Raw genomic sequence first — 16194 nt, forward strand, 5'->3', positions numbered from 1 at the left:
ACGCGAAGGATGGTCGCAGCGCACGGGGGCGGCCAACTTTGCTAAGTTCGACCGCACGGTGCGCGGCTTCATCGATCTCCACTGCCACTGGGTCGCCGGCATCGACGACGGCGCCCGCACCGTCGAGGAGAGCTTCGCCCTCCTCACCGCGCTCCGCGGCGCCGGGTTCGACACCGTGGTGGCCACGCCGCACATGCGCCCCGGGATGTTCGACAACACCCGGCAGAGCCTCCGCGCCGCCTACGACGCGACGTGCACCGCGCTGCGCCGCGCCGACGACGCGCGCGGCCTGCCCGCGCTCGACCTCTCGTCGGAGCACTTCTTCGATGACGTCGTCTTCCAGCGCCTCCTCGACGGCAGCGCCCTCCCCTACCCCGGCGGCCGCGCGGCGCTCGTCGAGTTCCCGACCCGGAGCTTCCCCGTCCGCGTCGCCGAGCGCATCTTCGACCTCAGCCGCCGCAAGCTCCGCCCCGTCATCGCCCACCCGGAGCGCTACGAGCCGGTCTTCGACGACTGCTCCTCGCTGGATCCGCTCCTCGACGCCGGCGCCGTCCTCCTCCTCGACGTCGCGGCCCTCACCGGCAAATACGGGCGCACCCCCCGCCGCGCCGCGGAGCAGCTGCTCGAGGAGGGCTACTACTACGCCGCGTGCAGCGACGCCCACGCCCCGAGGGACGTCGCCGACGTCCGCGGCGGCATCGACGCCCTCTTCGCCAGGGTCGGCGAGGAGGAAGCGACCTTCATGCTCATCGACGGCCCGCGCGCGATCCTCGAAGGCACCGTCGAGCCCTGACCCGCGCGGCCCCGCTCCCTCGGCGGCGCGCGACCTCGCGCCGGCGCTGGCTCATCGCCGGTGCGGCGTGGTCGCCGCGCCCCGGCGGCGCGGGGGCGCGGCGAGGCTGCTCGCGGCGGTGTCCACGCGCGGCCCGGCGGGCGCGGTGAACGAGGCCGGCGGCAGCGGGCTGTCCTTCACCGCCGTGGTCCCGGCGAGCGCGACCCCGAGGACGGCGGCCCCGAACGCCCACGCCGCCTGCGCCCACCGCCGCCAGGCGGGCAGCGGCTCCGCCTCGTCGGCCGCGCCGCCCCCCGGATCGAGCGACTCGAGCGCGGCGCGCAGCTGCTGCGTACGGAGGTGCGACGCGTTCCCGAGCACCTGCCCGATCCAGCCGGCGACCAGCGCGTCGTTGCCCGGGTGCGCGGCGCCCGGGACCGCCTCCTCGAGCGCGCGCATCAGCTGCGCGGCCGTCGCGGTGCGCGCGGTGGGCGACTTGGCGAGCGCCTCGGAGACGAGGCGATCGAGCGCGGGCGGGATCGGCTCGGGCGGCGGCGCCGCGCTCAGCCGCTCGGCGAACCCGCGGCGGGACGGGACGGCGCGCGACGACAGCGGCGCGGCGGGCCGCTCGCTCGCGATGTGGGTCATCGTGCTCTCGCTGTCGTCGGCCTGGAAGGGGTGCGCGCCCGAGAGGAGCTCGTAGAGCAGCACCCCCACCCCGAAGAGATCGGCCCGCCGGTCGCACGGCTGCCCGCGGATGTGCTCCGGCGCCATGTACGGCGCGCTGCTCCTGAACAGGAGCGCGCCCCCCTCGCCGCCCGCCGCCGCGGCGAAGGCGCGCCCGCCGTCGCCCCGGAGCGAAGGCCGGCGCTCCGACAGCCGCTCCTCCTCGAACTTCGCGATGCCGAAGTCGACGAGGCGGACGAGCCCCTCGGACGTGATGAGGACGTTGTCGGGCGAGACGTCGTAGTGAAGGAGCTCCCGGGGGTTGCCGACCTCGTCCCGGAGCTCGTGCGCCGCGTCGAGCGCCGCGCAGATCTGGTACGCCAGCCGGGCCGCGGCGAGCACCGGCGCCGGGCGCCCGCGCGCGGCGCGCAGCACCGCCGAGAGGGGCTCGCCGCTGACCCACTCCATGACATAGAAGAGGGTGCCGCCCTCCTCGCCGAGATCCACGACGGGCACCACGTTCGGGTGCCGGATGCGCGCCGCGAGCGCGGCTTCCTCCAGGAACATCCGCACGGCGTCGGGGTCGGGCGAGAGCTCGGGGTGAAGCACCTTGATGGCAAAGAGCTTCTGAAACCCGTGCTCGCGCCTGAGCCGACCCGCCCAGACCTCCCCCGTCTCGCCTGCGGCCACCCGCAGGACGAACTCGTACCGGCCCAGGGAAAACCCCGGGAAAAAGCGGCCCCCGCCCCCCACGCGGAAGGTGTGGCCCACACATGAAGAGTCCGCCAGGGTTCCCGGTCTGCGACGATCACGATTGTTGCCCGGCTTGTGAGACTCCACAGCAGCCGGGAAACGGCGCTTCCGACCGCGACGTCATCGCCCTGTCCGGAGGCGGTCCGCCCGGGCTCGGTCCTGGCTCGGCGCCCGGCGCGGCGCCCGGCGCGGCAACTGCGCGCGCCGCCCGTCCGGCCCGGCCCGGCCGTGCCCTCGCGCGGACGTTTTCGGTCCTATCCGGGGTGCGGGGGTCTTGCTTCCTGAACAACCGGACAGTAAAGCTGCCGGAAACTGTTGCCCCGCACGTCGGGGATCCGGCAGCGTGATCCCCTTCGGACTCCCCCTCCCTTCGGCCCCCCGCCCCGAGGTACGCATGAGCGACGAGAAGAACACCAAGCAGAAGTCTGCCGCCCTGGAGCTCGCGATCGCGAGCGTCGAGAAGGAGTACGGCAAAGGGGCGATCATGCGCCTCAAGGACGGGCAGACGCTGCACGACGAGGTCGCGGCCGTGCCGAGCGGCTCGCTCGGCCTGGACATCGCCCTCGGCATCGGCGGCTACCCGCGCGGACGCATCGTCGAGATCTACGGGCCGGAGTCGAGCGGCAAGACGACCCTCACCCTCCACGCCATCGCGGCCATCCAGCGGGCGGGCGGGACGGCGGCGTTCATCGACGCCGAGCACGCCCTCGACGTGAACTACGCCAAGAAGCTCGGCGTGAAGACCGACGAGCTGCTCATCTCGCAGCCCGACTACGGCGAGCAGGCGCTCGAGATCGCCGACATGCTGGTCCGCTCGAACGCCGTCGACATCATCGTCGTCGACTCCGTCGCCGCGCTCGTCCCCAAGGCGGAGATCGAGGGCGACATGGGCGACAGCCACGTCGGCCTCCAGGCCCGGCTGATGAGCCAGGCGCTCCGCAAGCTGACCGGGACGACCTCCCGCTCGCAGTGCCTGCTGATGTTCATCAACCAGATCCGCATGAAGATCGGCGTCATGTTCGGCAGCCCCGAGACGACGAGCGGCGGCAACGCCCTCAAGTTCTACGCCTCGGTCCGGCTCGACATCCGTCGCATCGGCGCGATCAAGGAGGCGGCCGCGGGCGGCAAGGAGCCGGCGGTCGTCGGCAACCGGACCCGCGTGAAGGTCGTGAAGAACAAGATGGCTCCCCCCTTCCGCGAGGTGGAGTTCGACATCCTCTACGGCCACGGCATCAGCCACAGCGGCGACGTCATCGACCTCGCGACCGAGGCGAGCATCATCGAGAAGAGCGGCTCCTGGTTCTCGTTCCAGGGCGAGCGCATCGGCCAGGGCCGGGAGAACGCCCGCTCCTACCTCGAACAGCACCCGGCGGTGCTCGAGAAGATCGAGTCGATGGTCCTCGCGAAGCACGGCATCTCCCGCGCCGGCGGGAGCGCCGCGGCGAACGGCGCCGCGGCCGCCGCCCCGAAGGGCGGAGCCGCCGCGGCCGAGCACCCCGCGCAGGCGAAGGGTCGCGGCGAGGCGGCCCCGTCCGGCCAGGACGCCCGGCGCGCCCCGGGCAAGACGAACTGACGCGGGCCGCCACCGCCATGTACCTCTACGTGATGCGGCACGGCCCGGCGGAGGACCGGTCGGCGAGCGGACGGGACGCGGACCGGACTCTCACCCCCGAGGGCCGCGACCGCGTCGAGCGGGTCGCGATCGAGCTGCACCGCGTCCGGGGCGGCGCCCCGCTCTCGCGGGTGCTCGCGAGCCCTCTGGCGCGCGCCCGCGAGACCGCCGAGATCGTGGCGCCCCGCTGCGGCGCGCCGGAGGTCGAGATCCGGGACGAGCTCTCGGTCGACGCCGACCTGCCGCTCGCGCTCGTCGCGGCGCTCGCCCGAGGCGGGGCCGACGCGCTCCTGGTCGGGCACCAGCCGAACGTAGAGCACCTCGTCCGGACGCTCGTCGACGCATCCGGCCGGGGCGCGCCCGGCCTGGTCCTCCGCGCCTTCACCACGGCCCTGATCGTCGCCCTCGAGCCCGACCCGCGCGCGCAGGACCGCTGGCGCGTGGTGCGGATCCTCGACCCGCGCGAGCTCGCCTAGCGAGGACGCGCCGCGCGCGCCGTGTCATCGGATGGAGCGGGAGCAGACGTACGCGTCCGAGGCGGAAGGCTGCGCGACCCGAGCCGGCTCGACCGGAGCGGCTCGTCGCCGCGCCGTGAGGGCCCAGGCAAGTCCATGAATTTGCGGTGGAAATCCAGATCGCGGGCGGGCGGCGGCCAGGGCCCCCGCCGCACCCCCGCAGGCGGGGCCGGCCCCCTGCTTACGTAATCACAAATCCGAATGATTTCGATGATTTCGGCCGCTCGCTTGACAAGGATCCCACCCGAGAATACGCCCAAATAAGGAGGATTGAGATGGCGGGACAGATGGTCTTCCCCTTCGCTCAACCCCCTCCAGGCCGTCTGTCGCGCAGCGGTGGGAAGGGCGCAGCATCCTCTTCCTTGTGGCCGCGCGTTTCGCGGGCCGTCGTCCGGGTGCCCGACCCCCGCCACCATCCGCTCGACATCGCCCTGCCGTCGGGCCAGCCGCAGATCTACGTGCACGAGGGGGCGCGCCAGGCGCTCGTCCGGCGCCTGGAGCTGGCCCAGAAGCGGCCGGTGCTCCTCTCGGTGACCGACAACTACCGGCAGATGATCTCCTCCTCGCTGCGGGAGGGGATCCTGCAGGCGCGCGTCCACCACATGTTCCTGGACGCGCCGGCGGTCGTTCAGGATGCGCTCGTCCGGTACGTGGTGAACCAGGACCGGGCCGCGTCGCTCCTCGTCGGCCGGTACATCGACGAGAACGGCCATCGCATCCGGGCGAGCCGGCCGGTGAGCACGCCGCTCTCGACGCAGGGGCGGACGCACGATCTGCTGACCCTGTTCCAGAAGGTGAACCACACGTACTTCGGCGGCGTGGTCGACGCGCTGATCACCTGGGGCAAGCGGACCAAGGCGCGGAAGCCGCGGCGCACCATCAAGCTCGGGAGCTACTCGGCGGTGGAGCGGCTGATCCGCATCCACCCGGTGCTCGACCGGCCCTGGGTCCCCCGCTACTTCATCTCCTACGTCATCTACCACGAGATGCTCCATCACGTGATGCCCGCGAGCCACGGCAACGGGCGCCGGATGCTCCACCCGCCCCAGTTCCTCGCCCGCGAGCGGCTCTTCCGCGACTACGAGCGCTCCCTCGCGTGGGAGAGGGACCACGTGGGCAGGCTCCTCCGCACCTGACGCGCCGTCTCCGGCGGACCTGCGCGCGCTCCGACGCGACGCGCGACGCGCGACGCGGACGAACCGGCGCCGAGCGACGAACCATTGCGCGGAGTACCGGCTGGCTCTAAACCGGCGGACCCCCGTGCGGGCCGCGCGACCGGCGCGCCGCGGGCGATCCCGTAACCTCGAAAGTGTGGAAGGACAGCGTGCAGGAGATTCTCACCCAGGAAGCGAGCCCGAAGCGGGCGATGGAGGCGCTCGAGTGGGCCGTTCAGCGAGCAGAGCGGGCCGAGCCCGCGCAGCCCGAGGCGGCCGCGGAGCCACGCCCCTCGACCCGGGCGATCTCGGGGCGCCCCGCCGACTTCAAGGCGGCGGCGGCGATCTACCTGCCCGACGTCCGCAAGCTGCTCGACCGGATCATGATGAGCGACGACGCCGAGGCCGGGCTCGACGCCCTGCTCGAGTCGGGCGCCCTGGCGGCGATGCTGCCCGAGGTCGAGGCGATGGTGGGGTTCGGCGACGGGGAGTGGCGCCACAAGGACGTCTGGAAGCACACGAAGCAGGTGGTGCGTCAGGCGGTGCCGAGGCTCGAGGTCCGCTGGGCGGCGCTGCTCCATGACATCGGCAAGACGAGGACGCGCACCATCTCGCCGACGGGGGAGGTCCATTTCTTCGGTCACGCCGAGGTCGGCGCGCGCATGTTCGACAAGATCGACCGGCGGCTGCCGCTGTTCTCGAAGGAGGAGGCGCTGAAGGGCAGCATCCGCTTCCTCATCCTGCACCACCTGCGGGCGAGCCAGTACGACCCGTCGTGGACCGACAGCGCGGTGCGGCGCTTCGCGAAGGAGATGGGCGGCTGCCTGAACGACGTGCTCGACCTGTCGCGGGCGGACATCACGACGAAGCGGCCCGAGAAGAAGCGGAAGGGGCTGAAGCAGATCAACGACCTGGCCGAGCGGGTGCTGCATGTCCAGGCCGAGGACGCGGTGGTGCCGCCGCTGCCGAGCGGCATCGGCGACGCCATCATGCAGGCGTTCGGGCTGCCGCCGTCGCGTCGTGTGGGCGAGGTCAAGCGGGCGCTGGAGCAGGCGGTCGAGGCGGACGAGGTGCCGTCGCACCAGGAGGCGGACGTGTACATCGCGTTCCTCCGGGACAACGCGGCGCGCTTCGGGCTCTGAGGGTCGGCGGCGCGCGGGCGGGGTGCGACGCAGAGCGGCGGGCGACCGCCGCTCGCTCAACGCAGCAAGGCTTCGCAGGTGACGCAGCGGGGAGGGACGCCGTCCTTGTGGTAGAGCTCGCCGCAGCGGCCGCAGAGGCGGGCGTCGGCCTCGAAGGCGATGAGCTTGTCCGTGGCCTTGCAGTGAAGGCCGGCCACCTGGGGCGGCTCCAGCGGGCGCACCTCGCCGGCGGCGTCGTCGGGCGCAGGCAGGGCGTCCTCCTTGATGCCGGCGACGCGGCCGGGGATGCGCTTCCTCGCCTCCGAAAGGACGCGGGACGCCGCTGCGAGATGCGCGCGCAGCGGGATGGCGATCACCGTGCCGCCGCCCTGGACCGTGAGCGCCGACTCCGACAGCAGCAGGCCGGTGACCTCGCTCCAGCCGATGCGCTCGATCTCGCCAGGCCCGTTCTCGAGCGCCACGCCGGCATCGCCGACGCGGACGGGCTTCAGCGACCACTGCCCGAACAGGCCCGCCGCGGCGCCGAGGAGGAGCGCACCGACGAGCAGGTACGGAGCAGCAGGGTGCGCGCCCGCCTCCTCGCCCCGGAACCACTGGCCGTAAACGCCCGCGCCGGCAAGGAGCGCCGCGACGGACATGCCGAGCAAGGTGAGGGCTAGCTCGAGCGACGCCTTGGGCTCGAAACGACGCTCGCTCCGCGGATCGGTCCGCTGCCGGAGGAGCACCTCGCCACCCTGCCCCGTGGACCCCGAGCCCTTGCGCTTGCGCTTCACCGGTCTGTCGGCTGCCATCGGCGGCTTCCTATCGGAGGAGACGCCCGGACGCAAAGGGGCTCGGCACACCACCAGCGGTCCGCACGGGCAGCCAGCCTGACCCGAGGCTCGCCCGCGCGGCAGGGACGGAGAGGTATGCTGGGACGACCATGAGATCGATGCCCGACGCGGCGACCTACGTCCTGCCCGCGCTCAGCATCGGGCTCGCCGCGCTCGTGTTCCTGGGACCCGGCGCGCAGCGCATGGCCACCGGCGTGCGGGTGTGGGGCGCCCCCGTCGCCGGGAGCGCGGCCCTCGCGCTCCGCGTCGAAGGGGTACGCCGGCTCCACGGCGCCGACGATCCGGCGGTGCTGCCGGCGATCGAGGTGAGCGCGACGTCCGGGGGGGCGCCGCTCGCGGGATGGAGCGGCTCGACCGGAAAGGACGGGATCGGCGAGGCGCTGCTGCGCGCAGGCGGCGGGCTGAAGGCGCCGGTCGTGGTGCGGATCCGGCGGGGCGGCGACGCGCTCCTGGAGCAGGAGGTGCCGCTCTCGCCCCCGCTCCCCGCGGAGGCGAGCGCGCTGCCCGGCGCGGCGCACGCGAGCGCGCTGCCCGGCGCGGCGCACGCGAGCGCGCTGCCCGGCGCGGCGCACGGGGAGCTCCGCCTGCGGGTCACGGTCGCGCGGGGCGCCATGGCCGCGCCGTTCCCGGAGCCGGTGCGCGTCGCGGTCGAGACGGAGGACGGAGCGCCCGTGCCAGGGGCGCGCGTGGAGGCGAGCACCGTCGGGGCGGAGCTCGGGGGGCAGGACAGCGGGCCGGCGCAGATCACCGCCGACGCGCGGGGCGCCGCGGAGCTCACGATCAGGCCGCTGGCGCACACCGTCGAGCTCACGCTGCGCGCGGCGCGCCCCGGGAGCGCGGCGCCGCCCGGGGCGCGGGGCGCGAGCGGCTCCTGGGAAGGGAGGCTGCCCGTGATCCCAGGCGCGATCTGGCTCGACCCGGCCGGCCTCGCGGGCGAGCGGCCAGAGCTACGGCTCACCTCGCCGGCGCCGAAGCCCTACGCCTACGTCTCGATCGGAGGCGGGCACGGTCGCCTGTTCGGGGCGGTGGTCCCGCTCGCGGCCGATGGTGGAGGCTTCTTCTCGGGGACGCTGGCGCTCCCGGACGGGCCGCCGCCCGGCGACGCTGGATGGGCGGTCGTCGCGAGCGACCCGTACGAGCAAGGCGCGGGCACGGTCGCCTGGCCGCTCTCGCCCGCCGCGAGCCCGATCGCGCCGCGGCGCGTGGCGCTGCTCGCGGACGGGGTGCCGGCGGCCGAGGCGCGCGAGCGGGCCCGCGCCTCGCGGGCGCGGCGCGCCGGCCTGGTGGTGCTCGGCGCCGCCGGGGTCGCCGAGATGCTCCTGCTCGCGCTCCGCGCCCGGACCGCGCGGCGGCGCCTCGCGGCGCACCTCGCCGCAGCGTCGGGCGGCGAGGGGGAGGACGGAGCCGACGGGGCGCCGCTGTCCAGGGAAGATCGCGGCCGGCTGCTCGCCACCGTGCGGGCGGAGCCGGTCCTGTCGGTGCTCGCGCTCGCCGCGCTCGTCGGGCTCTCCTTCGCGGCGGTCGCTGCGCTCGCCACGTTCCGGTGACCGGGGGCGCGCGCGGCGCATGGATTTCATCCGCCGCCGGCCCCGAGCCGCTAGACTGGACACCCGACGGGACGGGGCGGGAGGACGACAGACAGGGCATGTCCGAGCAGCAGCGGTACCGGGTCATCAAGCGCCTCGCCTCCGGCGGCATGGCGGAGGTCTTCGTCGCCGAGAGCGCGGGGATCGAGGGGTTCAAGAAGCAGGTCGCGATCAAGCGCGTCTTGCCGCAGCTCAGCAAGAAGGAGCAGTTCATCGCGATGTTCCTCGACGAGGCGCGCCTCTCGGCGCACCTCTCGCACTCGAACGTCGTGTCGGTGTTCGACATCGGCGTCGGCGACGGGACCTACTTCATCGTCATGGAGTACGTCGACGGCGCCGACCTCCGGGCCCTCCTCGAGCACCAGAAGAAGGTGGGCCGGCCGATGAGCGTCGAGGTCGCCGCGTTCATGGCCGCGAAGATGTGCCAGGGCCTCGCCTACGCGCACGAGCTCGCGACCGCGGACGGAAAGCCGCTCCAGATCGTGCACCGGGACATCACCCCGGCGAACGTGCTCATCACCCGCTACGGCGAGGTGAAGATCGTGGACTTCGGGCTCGCGAAGGCGTCGAGCCAGCTCGCCGAGAGCGACGCGGGCATCATCAAGGGGAAGTTCGGCTACCTGGCGCCGGAGACGGTGCTCGAGCAGGGCGTCGACCAGCGCGTCGACATCTTCGCGCTCGGGATCATCCTCTGGGAGATGCTCGCCGGGCGCCGGCTCTTCCTCGGCGACTCCGACTACATCACGGTGCGGCTCGTGCGCGACGCGGTGGTCCCCTCGCTCCAGCAGATCAACGGCGAGGTGCCGCGCGAGCTCGAGCAGATCATCCGCCGCGCGCTCGCCCGCGATCCGACGGCCCGCTACCACACGGCGCGCGAGCTCGGGCGCGACCTCACCCGCTTCCTCTACCGCTTCGGCCGCCCGGTGAGCGAGGACGACGTGGCCGCGCTGGTGGAGCACGCCAAGGGCGGGCCGGCGCGGGCGGTCGACGGGACGCAGAAGATCGCCGAGCTCATCGACATGATGCTCCTCGAGTTCAAGTCGCTCACGAAGGAGCCGACCTCGAGCGGCAGCGGCCTCAACCTGCTGCCCACCCTGGACGGGTCCACGAGCCTGCTCCACGGGCAGACCCACTCGAGCTCGCACCCCCCGCGCAGCGAGGGGCCGCTCGGCGGGCTCGCCGACGAGCTGGAAGGGCCGGAGTCGCTCCACCAGGACGAGTCCTCCTCGTCGGTGGCGGCCTGGTTCCGGGGGCTCATCCCGCGCTGATCCGGCGCGGGCGGCGGGAGGATTGCCCGGGCGGCACCGCTCCACCACATCAGGACCATCACCGGCCAGGAGGCGCCGACCTCCGGCCCACAGCCAAAGGCAAAGAGAAGATGAGCGTTGAGATTGGAAAGCCGTTCCCGCGGTTCGCCCTGCCGAACCAGGACGGCAAGACCGTGAAGCTCGAGGACTTCGCGGGCAAATGGCTCGTCGTCTATTTCTATCCGAAGGACGACACGCCGGGTTGCACCATCCAGGGCAAGTCGTTCACGGCCTCCAAGGAGGACTTCGACAAGGCCAACGTCGCCGTGGTCGGCGTGAGCGAGGACGACGTCGCGTCGCACAAGAGCTTCTGCGACAAGTTCTCGTTCACCATCGATCTGCTCGCCGACACGAAGCACGAGCTCCTCAAGGCCGCGGGCGTCGGGCAGAGCGAGTGGAAGGGCAACTTCTACTGGGACCGGACGACCTTCGTCGTCGATCCGCAGGGCGTGCTGCGGAAGACGTACCTGAAGGTGAAGCCCGACGGTCACGAGCAGGCGCTCCTCAAGGACATCGCGGAGCTCAAGGCCCAGGCCTGAGCTGGAGAGCGCCCGCGCCGCGGCGCTCGGGCGGACGTCCTGCACAAACCCTGCTCTCGCTGGATTTGCCAGCGTCGCCCCCCTACCCTCTCGCCTTCGTGGCTGCACGCCTTCCCCTCGCGCCAGGTCGAGCCCTATCGTTCACGGCCTGCGCGGCGCTCGCCGCGGCGGCGCTCGCGACCGCCGCCTCCGCAGGCGCCTGCAAGGCCCCAGGGGGCGGCGGGGACGGCGGCTCGGGCATGGGCGGCGCCGACGGCTGCCCGATGGGGCCGCGACAGGCGATGTTCACCATCGCGGTGCGCGCGAGAGGCGCCCCCGTCCCGTCGGACACCGCCGTTCACGTGGCGTGGAGCGCGGCCGAGGAACCGACCTTCGTCCTGAACGACCCGAGCACCTGGAAGACGCTCGACGAGGCCAACGTGGTGTGCGCCGTCGATCGCGCGAAGCCTCCCCCCGATGCGCTGGAGGAGCTCGTCTGCGAGCTGTGGACCGCAGGGGTGACGCGGGTGGAGATCTCGGGGACAGGCTACCAGGAGTTCGCGCAGACGCTCACGCCCGTCATGAGCGACGAATGCGAGGACTTCGTTCCTCAGGAGGTCGACATCGAGCTCGTGCCGGTGGTGGACGAGGACAGCGAAGAGTAGCCGGCCGGAGCGCCCCGGTCCTTTCCCCCGCAGGAGCGCCGAGCGAGTTATCCGCCGGCGTCACCACGACACGCCGGCCTGCTTCCGCCCGTTCCCCGGCGGGGCTACCCTGCACCATGCCCGCGCCGACCCCGCTCCGCCTCGCCTGGGCGACCGACGTCCACCTCAACTTCCTCTCTCGCGAGGATCTCGCCGGCTTCTGCGCGACCCTCGCCGCCACGGCCTGCGACGCCGTCCTCTTCACCGGCGACATCGCCGAGGCCGCGAGCCTCCGCCCCCTCCTCGAGACCGTCGCCCGGGCCATCGAGCGCCCGCTCTACTTCGTCCTTGGCAACCACGACTTCTACCGCGGGAGCATCGCCGCCGTGCGCGCCGAGGCCGCCGAGCTCTCCGCCACCTCCCCGTGGCTGAGGTGGCTCCCGTCGATCCCACCGCTCGAGCTCGGCCCGGACACCGCCCTCGTCGGCCACGACGGCTGGGCCGACGCCCGCCTCGGCAATTATGAGAGGTCGCCCGTGTCGCTCAACGATTACGTGCTCATCAAGGAGCTCGCCTCCCTCGATCGGAATCGCCGGAGAGAAACCCTGCATCGCCTCGGCGACGAGGCCGCGGCGTACCTCCGCCGCGTCCTGCCCGAAGCCCTCGAGCGGTACGGGCGCGTGATCGTGGCCACGCACGTCCCGCCGTTCAAGGAGGCCTGCTGGCATGAAGGTCAGATCTCCAACGACGATTGGCTCCCGCACTTCACCTGCAAGGCCGCAGGCGAGGCGATCCGCGAGGCCGCCGAGCGGCACCCGGAGCGAAGGATCGAGGTGCTCTGCGGCCATACCCACGGCGCCGGCGTGGCGGAGATCCTCCCGAACCTCGTCGTACGCACCGGCGGCGCCGAGTACGGCGAGCCCGCGGTGCAGGGCGTGATCGTGGCCACCTAGGCCGCCATCCAGCCGCGGCGCGCGCCCTGCCGCCCTCGCGGACGTCGCCACGCATACCGTCCGGCCACGCCGCGACGTATCCTCACACGCCCGCCGCCCCCACCGACCTCCACGGAACCGGTCATCCATGCCGACGAACGATCCCGACAGCCAGCTCGACTCCCTCCTCCGCGCGCTCGAAGCGAGCCCTGACGCCGCCGGCGTCTTCTATCCCAGGCAGGTGCCGAAGAGCCCGCGGGGCGGCGCGAGGGACTACGACATCCCCGTCGGCCCCGGCGTCGCCGTCGGGGCGCGATGGCACCTCGCCGACCCGAAGAACCCGACCGTGCTCGCCTTCCATGGCAATGGCGAGACCATCCCCGACTACGACGACATCGCCGAGATGTGGCGGGACATCGGGCTCAACCTCTTCATCGTCGATTACCGTGGCTACGGCTGGAGCGGCGGCCGACCGACGCTGCGCTCGCTCCACGACGACCCGGCGAAGGTCGCCGACTTCTTCGAGCGGGAGCTCGCCGAGAAGAGCCGCGCCGCTGGCCTCGACCGGCCGCCCGCGCCGCTGCTCTTCGGGCGCTCGCTCGGCAGCTCGCCCGCGTCGCGCATCGCCAGCGAGCGCGGCCACGCCTACCGCGCGCTGATCCTCGAGAGCGGCTTCAGCGACGTCCGGCACCTCCTCGCCCTCTTCCAGATCGAGCTCGGCGACCTGCGCGACGAGGCGCACCACCGCTTCTCCAACCCGGAGCTCCTGAAGCGCGTCGAGATCCCCGTCCTCACGCTGCATGGCGCGCACGACAGCCTGCTCCCGCCGTTCCACGCCCGCGAGAACCACGCGGCCGTCCCGCACGAGAAGAAGGAGCTCTGCCTCATCAATGGCGCCGGGCACAACGATATCCTCCTCTTCGCGCCGGCCTATTTCGGCGCGATTCGCGACTTCCTGCAGAAGCACGGAGGCCGGCGCTCATAGAGCGGTTTTCAGCTGGGACTGATACGCCGTCGTCCGCCGCTCGTCTCTCGTCTCTCGTCTCCGTCTCTCGTCTCTCGTCTCCGTCTCTCGTCTCCGTCTCTCGTCTCCGTCTCTCGTCTCCGTCTCTCGTCTCCGTCTCTCGTCTCCGTCTCTCGTCTCCGTCTCTCGTCTCCGTCCTCCGTGCGCGTGCGCGTGCGCGTTGACTCCGGGGAATCGCGCACGCGCACGCGCACGAAGGACGAGCACGGAAGACGGAAGACGGAAGACGGAAGACGGAAGACGGAAGACGGAAGACGGAAGACGTCTGCAGGAGCCCGAGCGAAAACCGCTCTAAGGGGACGCGATTTCGAGCGGCACGATCTCGGCCGTCACCGCGGCGCCCCGCACGATCAGCCGGGCGACCGACAGCGGCAGCTTGAAGCGGCGCGGCCCCGCGCTCCCGGGATTCAGGAAGAGCACGCCGCCCTGCTCCCGGATCCCCGGCCGGTGCGAGTGCCCCGCCACCACCGCCGCATACCCCGCCGCGCCGTCGTCCGGACCGAGCTCCTTGACGTCGTGCAGCACAAGCAGGGTCGCGCCCGAGACCCGCACCGTCGCCCGCTCCGGCAAGCCGTCCGCCCAGCGCCCGCGATCGTTGTTGCCGCGCACCGCCGTCACGGGCGCGATCGCCGCGAGCGCGGCGAGCACCTCGGGGCCGCCGACGTCGCCCGCGTGCACGATCAGCTCCGAGCCCGCGAGCGCGGCCAGCGCCTCCGGTCGCACCAGGCCGTGCGTGTCGGAGATGACCCCGATCCGGTGCTCCCGCTGCGCTCGTCGCTTCGTCATGAGGACCCAAGAGGAGACTCCATCCGGCGCGCGTCCCTCACACCTCCATAACGAGGAACGATCGCCCGGTGAGCTTCCTGAGCAGCGGCATGGCCACGTTGTAGACCGGCGTCCCCCTCGGCGTGCGCCCCTCGAGCGCCCCATGGTGCGCGTGGCCGTGGAACACGACGTCGGCGCCGTACAGATCGATCGGCGCGACCAGCCGGCTCGTCCCAAGGAAAGGCCTTATCTCCACGTTCTCGCCGACCGTCGTCTCCGGGATCGGCGTGTAATGCATGATCACGATCCGCTTGTCGCTGTCGAGCTGCGACAGCGCCGCCTCGAGCTTCAGCGCCTCGGTCACGGCCTCCTGGACAAAGGCCTTGAGCGGGCCCTCGCCGAACGCCTGCAGCGTCGCGCTCCCGAACCCGCCCATGAACCCCTTCACGCCCGCAACCCCGATGTCGTCGCGCAGGATCAGGTGATCCCCGTCGAGCACCTCGACGCCCGCGTCGCCGAGGAGCCTCGTGACCTCGGCGCCCGCGCCGCGGTCGAGATCGTGGTTGCCGAGCACCGCGGCGCACGGCACCGACAGCCCGGAGAGCGCGTCGGCCAGCACCTTCGCCTCCTCGGGGTGGCCGCGATCGGTGAGATCGCCGCACAGGACGAGCAGCTCGGCCTCCGCGTTCACCGCCCGCACGAGCTCGCGCATCCTGCCGCCGTGCTCCGGCCGGCAATGCAGGTCCGAGGCCGCCGCGACGCGCCGCTTGCCGTGATCCCCGCTGCCCCCGGCGACGGCGCTCATGATCCCGGCTTGCGGAGCCGCGCCGCCTCGACCTCCGCCCCCAGACGATCCGCGCCGCAGGGCGCCCCCTCGCGGACCTGCGCCCCCGCGTTGCCGACGCGCCGCCGCGCCGCCCCGGACCGCCGGCGCTTCCGGCACGGCAACCCCAGCGCCGCCTCGGGCGCGGGGCCGGCGGGCGCAGCCACGAGCCCGAGCTTCTCGTAATCGTGCGCGTACTGCCGCCGGCTGATCAGGTTCCCCCGGCAGACCCGGAGCGGCGCGTCGCCGGCCCGCGACTGCTCCAGCGTGCGCCGGCAGAGCTCCGCGACGAGCCACTCGGGCACCCGGCTCCGCGCGCCGGGATAGACGAAGCGGTACAGCGTGACGTGCGCGAACAGGACCTCCCAGTGCGGGCCGAACCGGTCGAGGAGCCGCTCCCAGTCCATCTCGTCGCCGCACGCGTAGATGAGGTGGTTCACGTCGGCCCCGTCGTACCGCTCCCGCTCGTCCACGAACGCCTTCGTGAAGATGATCTCCTCGACCGGCGCGATCAGACAGGAGTGCCCGAGGATCGTCGCCGGGCGCGCGTGCTCGAACCAGCCGCCGTCCACCACGGCCAGGCCGTTGCTCGACGAGAAGATGAGATCGATGAAGCGATCGCCGGCATACGCCTTCCCGATCCACCGCGGGTCGAGCAGCGACGTCTCGAAGCCGACCCGCTCGAGCGCCCTGAACGCCGCCGGCACCTCCCGCTCCTCCAGCATCACGTCGAGATCCTTCGTGTCCCGGAAGATGCCGGTGTACGCAAAGAAGGCATACGCCCCCGCCACCATGAAGGGCACGCCGGCGCACAGGAGCGACTCCAGCGCCCTTACCCTCACCTCCAGCTCGCCCGCGCGGGACAGCAGGCCGGCGGCGTCGTCAGCGGCTGGCGGGGCGAGCGCCGCGCGCTCGCCGGCCCGCGTCGCCCGGGCTGAACCCGCGCGCTCCGCGTCGAAGACGGCAGGGGATCCGCTGCGGGCCATCCCGCTCTGCGTAATGAACAGGACGTGCGATGGCGACCCCCCTCCGCCCCCACCCTGCGCTCGCGGACGACGCATCGACGCGGCAGCGGGAACAGAGGCGGGTTCGTCCTCGCTGACCATTGCAAGAAGAGGCAGGTCTGGCTCAAGCTCGCCTGCCGGGAT

General features: G+C 72.7%; 16 protein-coding genes. 11 read left to right on the forward strand and 5 right to left on the reverse strand.

The window, feature by feature from the left end; translation table 11 throughout:
- The first annotated feature begins 58 nt into the window (after positions 1 to 58).
- Positions 59 to 793 (forward strand): tyrosine-protein phosphatase, encoded by a 735-nt coding sequence (locus tag WMF26_RS35700; RefSeq protein ID WP_437996363.1) that lies wholly within the window; start codon positions 59 to 61, stop codon positions 791 to 793.
- A gap of 51 nt (positions 794 to 844) precedes the next feature.
- Here WMF26_RS35700 and WMF26_RS35705 read toward each other — a convergent pair whose 3' ends face one another.
- Positions 845 to 2209, reverse strand: coding sequence for a serine/threonine-protein kinase (locus tag WMF26_RS35705; protein WP_437996364.1), 1365 nt, complete (start codon positions 2207 to 2209; stop codon positions 845 to 847).
- Positions 2210 to 2585: 376 nt separating this feature from the next.
- Here WMF26_RS35705 and recA point away from each other — a divergent pair, with 376 nt between their 5' ends.
- From recA to WMF26_RS35725, 4 genes are all read left to right on the forward strand, one after another.
- The gene (gene recA / locus WMF26_RS35710; RefSeq protein ID WP_437996365.1) at positions 2586 to 3764 is read left to right on the forward strand and encodes a recombinase RecA; all 1179 of its coding nucleotides are present in this window, start codon (positions 2586 to 2588) and stop codon (positions 3762 to 3764) included.
- A 17-nt stretch (positions 3765 to 3781) separates the two neighbouring features.
- Positions 3782 to 4279, forward strand: coding sequence for a phosphohistidine phosphatase SixA (sixA, locus tag WMF26_RS35715; protein WP_437996366.1), 498 nt, complete (start codon positions 3782 to 3784; stop codon positions 4277 to 4279).
- Between the two features lie 401 nt (positions 4280 to 4680).
- Positions 4681 to 5454 (forward strand): hypothetical protein, encoded by a 774-nt coding sequence (locus tag WMF26_RS35720; protein WP_437996367.1) that lies wholly within the window; start codon positions 4681 to 4683, stop codon positions 5452 to 5454.
- A gap of 188 nt (positions 5455 to 5642) precedes the next feature.
- A complete protein-coding gene (locus WMF26_RS35725; RefSeq protein WP_437996368.1) occupies positions 5643 to 6614 on the forward strand; it encodes an HDIG domain-containing metalloprotein in 972 nt (323 codons plus the stop codon).
- 56 nt (positions 6615 to 6670) lie between these two features.
- Here WMF26_RS35725 and WMF26_RS35730 read toward each other — a convergent pair whose 3' ends face one another.
- A complete protein-coding gene (locus tag WMF26_RS35730; protein WP_437996369.1) occupies positions 6671 to 7405 on the reverse strand; it encodes a hypothetical protein in 735 nt (244 codons plus the stop codon).
- Between the two features lie 131 nt (positions 7406 to 7536).
- Between WMF26_RS35730 and WMF26_RS35735 the strand changes: the two genes are divergently transcribed.
- The 6 genes from WMF26_RS35735 to WMF26_RS35760 all read left to right on the forward strand — a co-directional run bounded on the left by WMF26_RS35735 (position 7537) and on the right by WMF26_RS35760 (position 13419).
- A complete protein-coding gene (locus WMF26_RS35735) occupies positions 7537 to 8994 on the forward strand; it encodes a hypothetical protein (protein WP_437996370.1) in 1458 nt (485 codons plus the stop codon).
- Positions 8995 to 9092: 98 nt separating this feature from the next.
- On the forward strand, positions 9093 to 10301 hold the full coding sequence (locus WMF26_RS35740; RefSeq protein ID WP_437996371.1) for a serine/threonine protein kinase: 1209 nt from the start codon (positions 9093 to 9095) through the stop codon (positions 10299 to 10301).
- 110 nt (positions 10302 to 10411) lie between these two features.
- A complete protein-coding gene (locus tag WMF26_RS35745; protein WP_061622658.1) occupies positions 10412 to 10879 on the forward strand; it encodes a peroxiredoxin in 468 nt (155 codons plus the stop codon).
- 98 nt (positions 10880 to 10977) lie between these two features.
- The gene (locus WMF26_RS35750; protein ID WP_437996372.1) at positions 10978 to 11523 is read left to right on the forward strand and encodes a hypothetical protein; all 546 of its coding nucleotides are present in this window, start codon (positions 10978 to 10980) and stop codon (positions 11521 to 11523) included.
- 116 nt (positions 11524 to 11639) lie between these two features.
- The gene (locus tag WMF26_RS35755) at positions 11640 to 12455 is read left to right on the forward strand and encodes a metallophosphoesterase family protein (protein WP_437996373.1); all 816 of its coding nucleotides are present in this window, start codon (positions 11640 to 11642) and stop codon (positions 12453 to 12455) included.
- A gap of 127 nt (positions 12456 to 12582) precedes the next feature.
- The gene (locus WMF26_RS35760; RefSeq protein WP_437996374.1) at positions 12583 to 13419 is read left to right on the forward strand and encodes an alpha/beta hydrolase; all 837 of its coding nucleotides are present in this window, start codon (positions 12583 to 12585) and stop codon (positions 13417 to 13419) included.
- A 330-nt stretch (positions 13420 to 13749) separates the two neighbouring features.
- Here the strand turns inward: WMF26_RS35760 and WMF26_RS35765 are convergent, their stop codons facing one another.
- Genes WMF26_RS35765 through WMF26_RS35775 form a run of 3 tightly spaced genes read right to left on the reverse strand, consistent with a single transcriptional unit; the run spans position 13750 to position 16032 of the window.
- Positions 13750 to 14244, reverse strand: a complete 495-nt coding sequence (locus WMF26_RS35765) for a metallophosphoesterase family protein (RefSeq protein ID WP_437996375.1) — start codon at positions 14242 to 14244, stop codon at positions 13750 to 13752.
- A 37-nt stretch (positions 14245 to 14281) separates the two neighbouring features.
- The gene (locus WMF26_RS35770) at positions 14282 to 15028 is read right to left on the reverse strand and encodes a metallophosphoesterase family protein (RefSeq protein WP_437996376.1); all 747 of its coding nucleotides are present in this window, start codon (positions 15026 to 15028) and stop codon (positions 14282 to 14284) included.
- Positions 15025 to 16032 (reverse strand): hypothetical protein, encoded by a 1008-nt coding sequence (locus WMF26_RS35775; protein WP_437996377.1) that lies wholly within the window; start codon positions 16030 to 16032, stop codon positions 15025 to 15027. Before WMF26_RS35775 ends, WMF26_RS35770 begins: the two co-directional genes overlap by 4 nt.
- Between the last annotated feature and the right edge of the window lie 162 nt (positions 16033 to 16194).

The sequence above is a fragment of the Sorangium sp. So ce185 genome (genome assembly GCF_051526825.1).
Taxonomy (GTDB): Bacteria; Myxococcota_A; Polyangia; order Polyangiales; family Polyangiaceae; genus Sorangium; species Sorangium cellulosum_D.

Excerpts from the sequence above, each read along its gene's own strand:
- recA (WP_437996365.1), top strand. The coding sequence starts at position 2,586 with ATGAGCGACGAGAAGAACACCAAGCAGAAGTCTGCCGCCCTGGAGCTC.
- sixA (WP_437996366.1), top strand. The coding sequence starts at position 3,782 with ATGTACCTCTACGTGATGCGGCACGGCCCGGCGGAGGACCGGTCGGCG.
- WMF26_RS35730 (WP_437996369.1), bottom strand. The coding sequence starts at position 7,405 with ATGGCAGCCGACAGACCGGTGAAGCGCAAGCGCAAGGGCTCGGGGTCC.
- WMF26_RS35735 (WP_437996370.1), top strand. The coding sequence starts at position 7,537 with ATGAGATCGATGCCCGACGCGGCGACCTACGTCCTGCCCGCGCTCAGC.
- WMF26_RS35740 (WP_437996371.1), top strand. The coding sequence starts at position 9,093 with ATGTCCGAGCAGCAGCGGTACCGGGTCATCAAGCGCCTCGCCTCCGGC.
- WMF26_RS35745 (WP_061622658.1), top strand. The coding sequence starts at position 10,412 with ATGAGCGTTGAGATTGGAAAGCCGTTCCCGCGGTTCGCCCTGCCGAAC.
- WMF26_RS35755 (WP_437996373.1), top strand. The coding sequence starts at position 11,640 with ATGCCCGCGCCGACCCCGCTCCGCCTCGCCTGGGCGACCGACGTCCAC.
- WMF26_RS35760 (WP_437996374.1), top strand. The coding sequence starts at position 12,583 with ATGCCGACGAACGATCCCGACAGCCAGCTCGACTCCCTCCTCCGCGCG.
- WMF26_RS35765 (WP_437996375.1), bottom strand. The coding sequence starts at position 14,244 with ATGACGAAGCGACGAGCGCAGCGGGAGCACCGGATCGGGGTCATCTCC.
- WMF26_RS35770 (WP_437996376.1), bottom strand. The coding sequence starts at position 15,028 with ATGAGCGCCGTCGCCGGGGGCAGCGGGGATCACGGCAAGCGGCGCGTC.
- WMF26_RS35775 (WP_437996377.1), bottom strand. The coding sequence starts at position 16,032 with ATGGCCCGCAGCGGATCCCCTGCCGTCTTCGACGCGGAGCGCGCGGGT.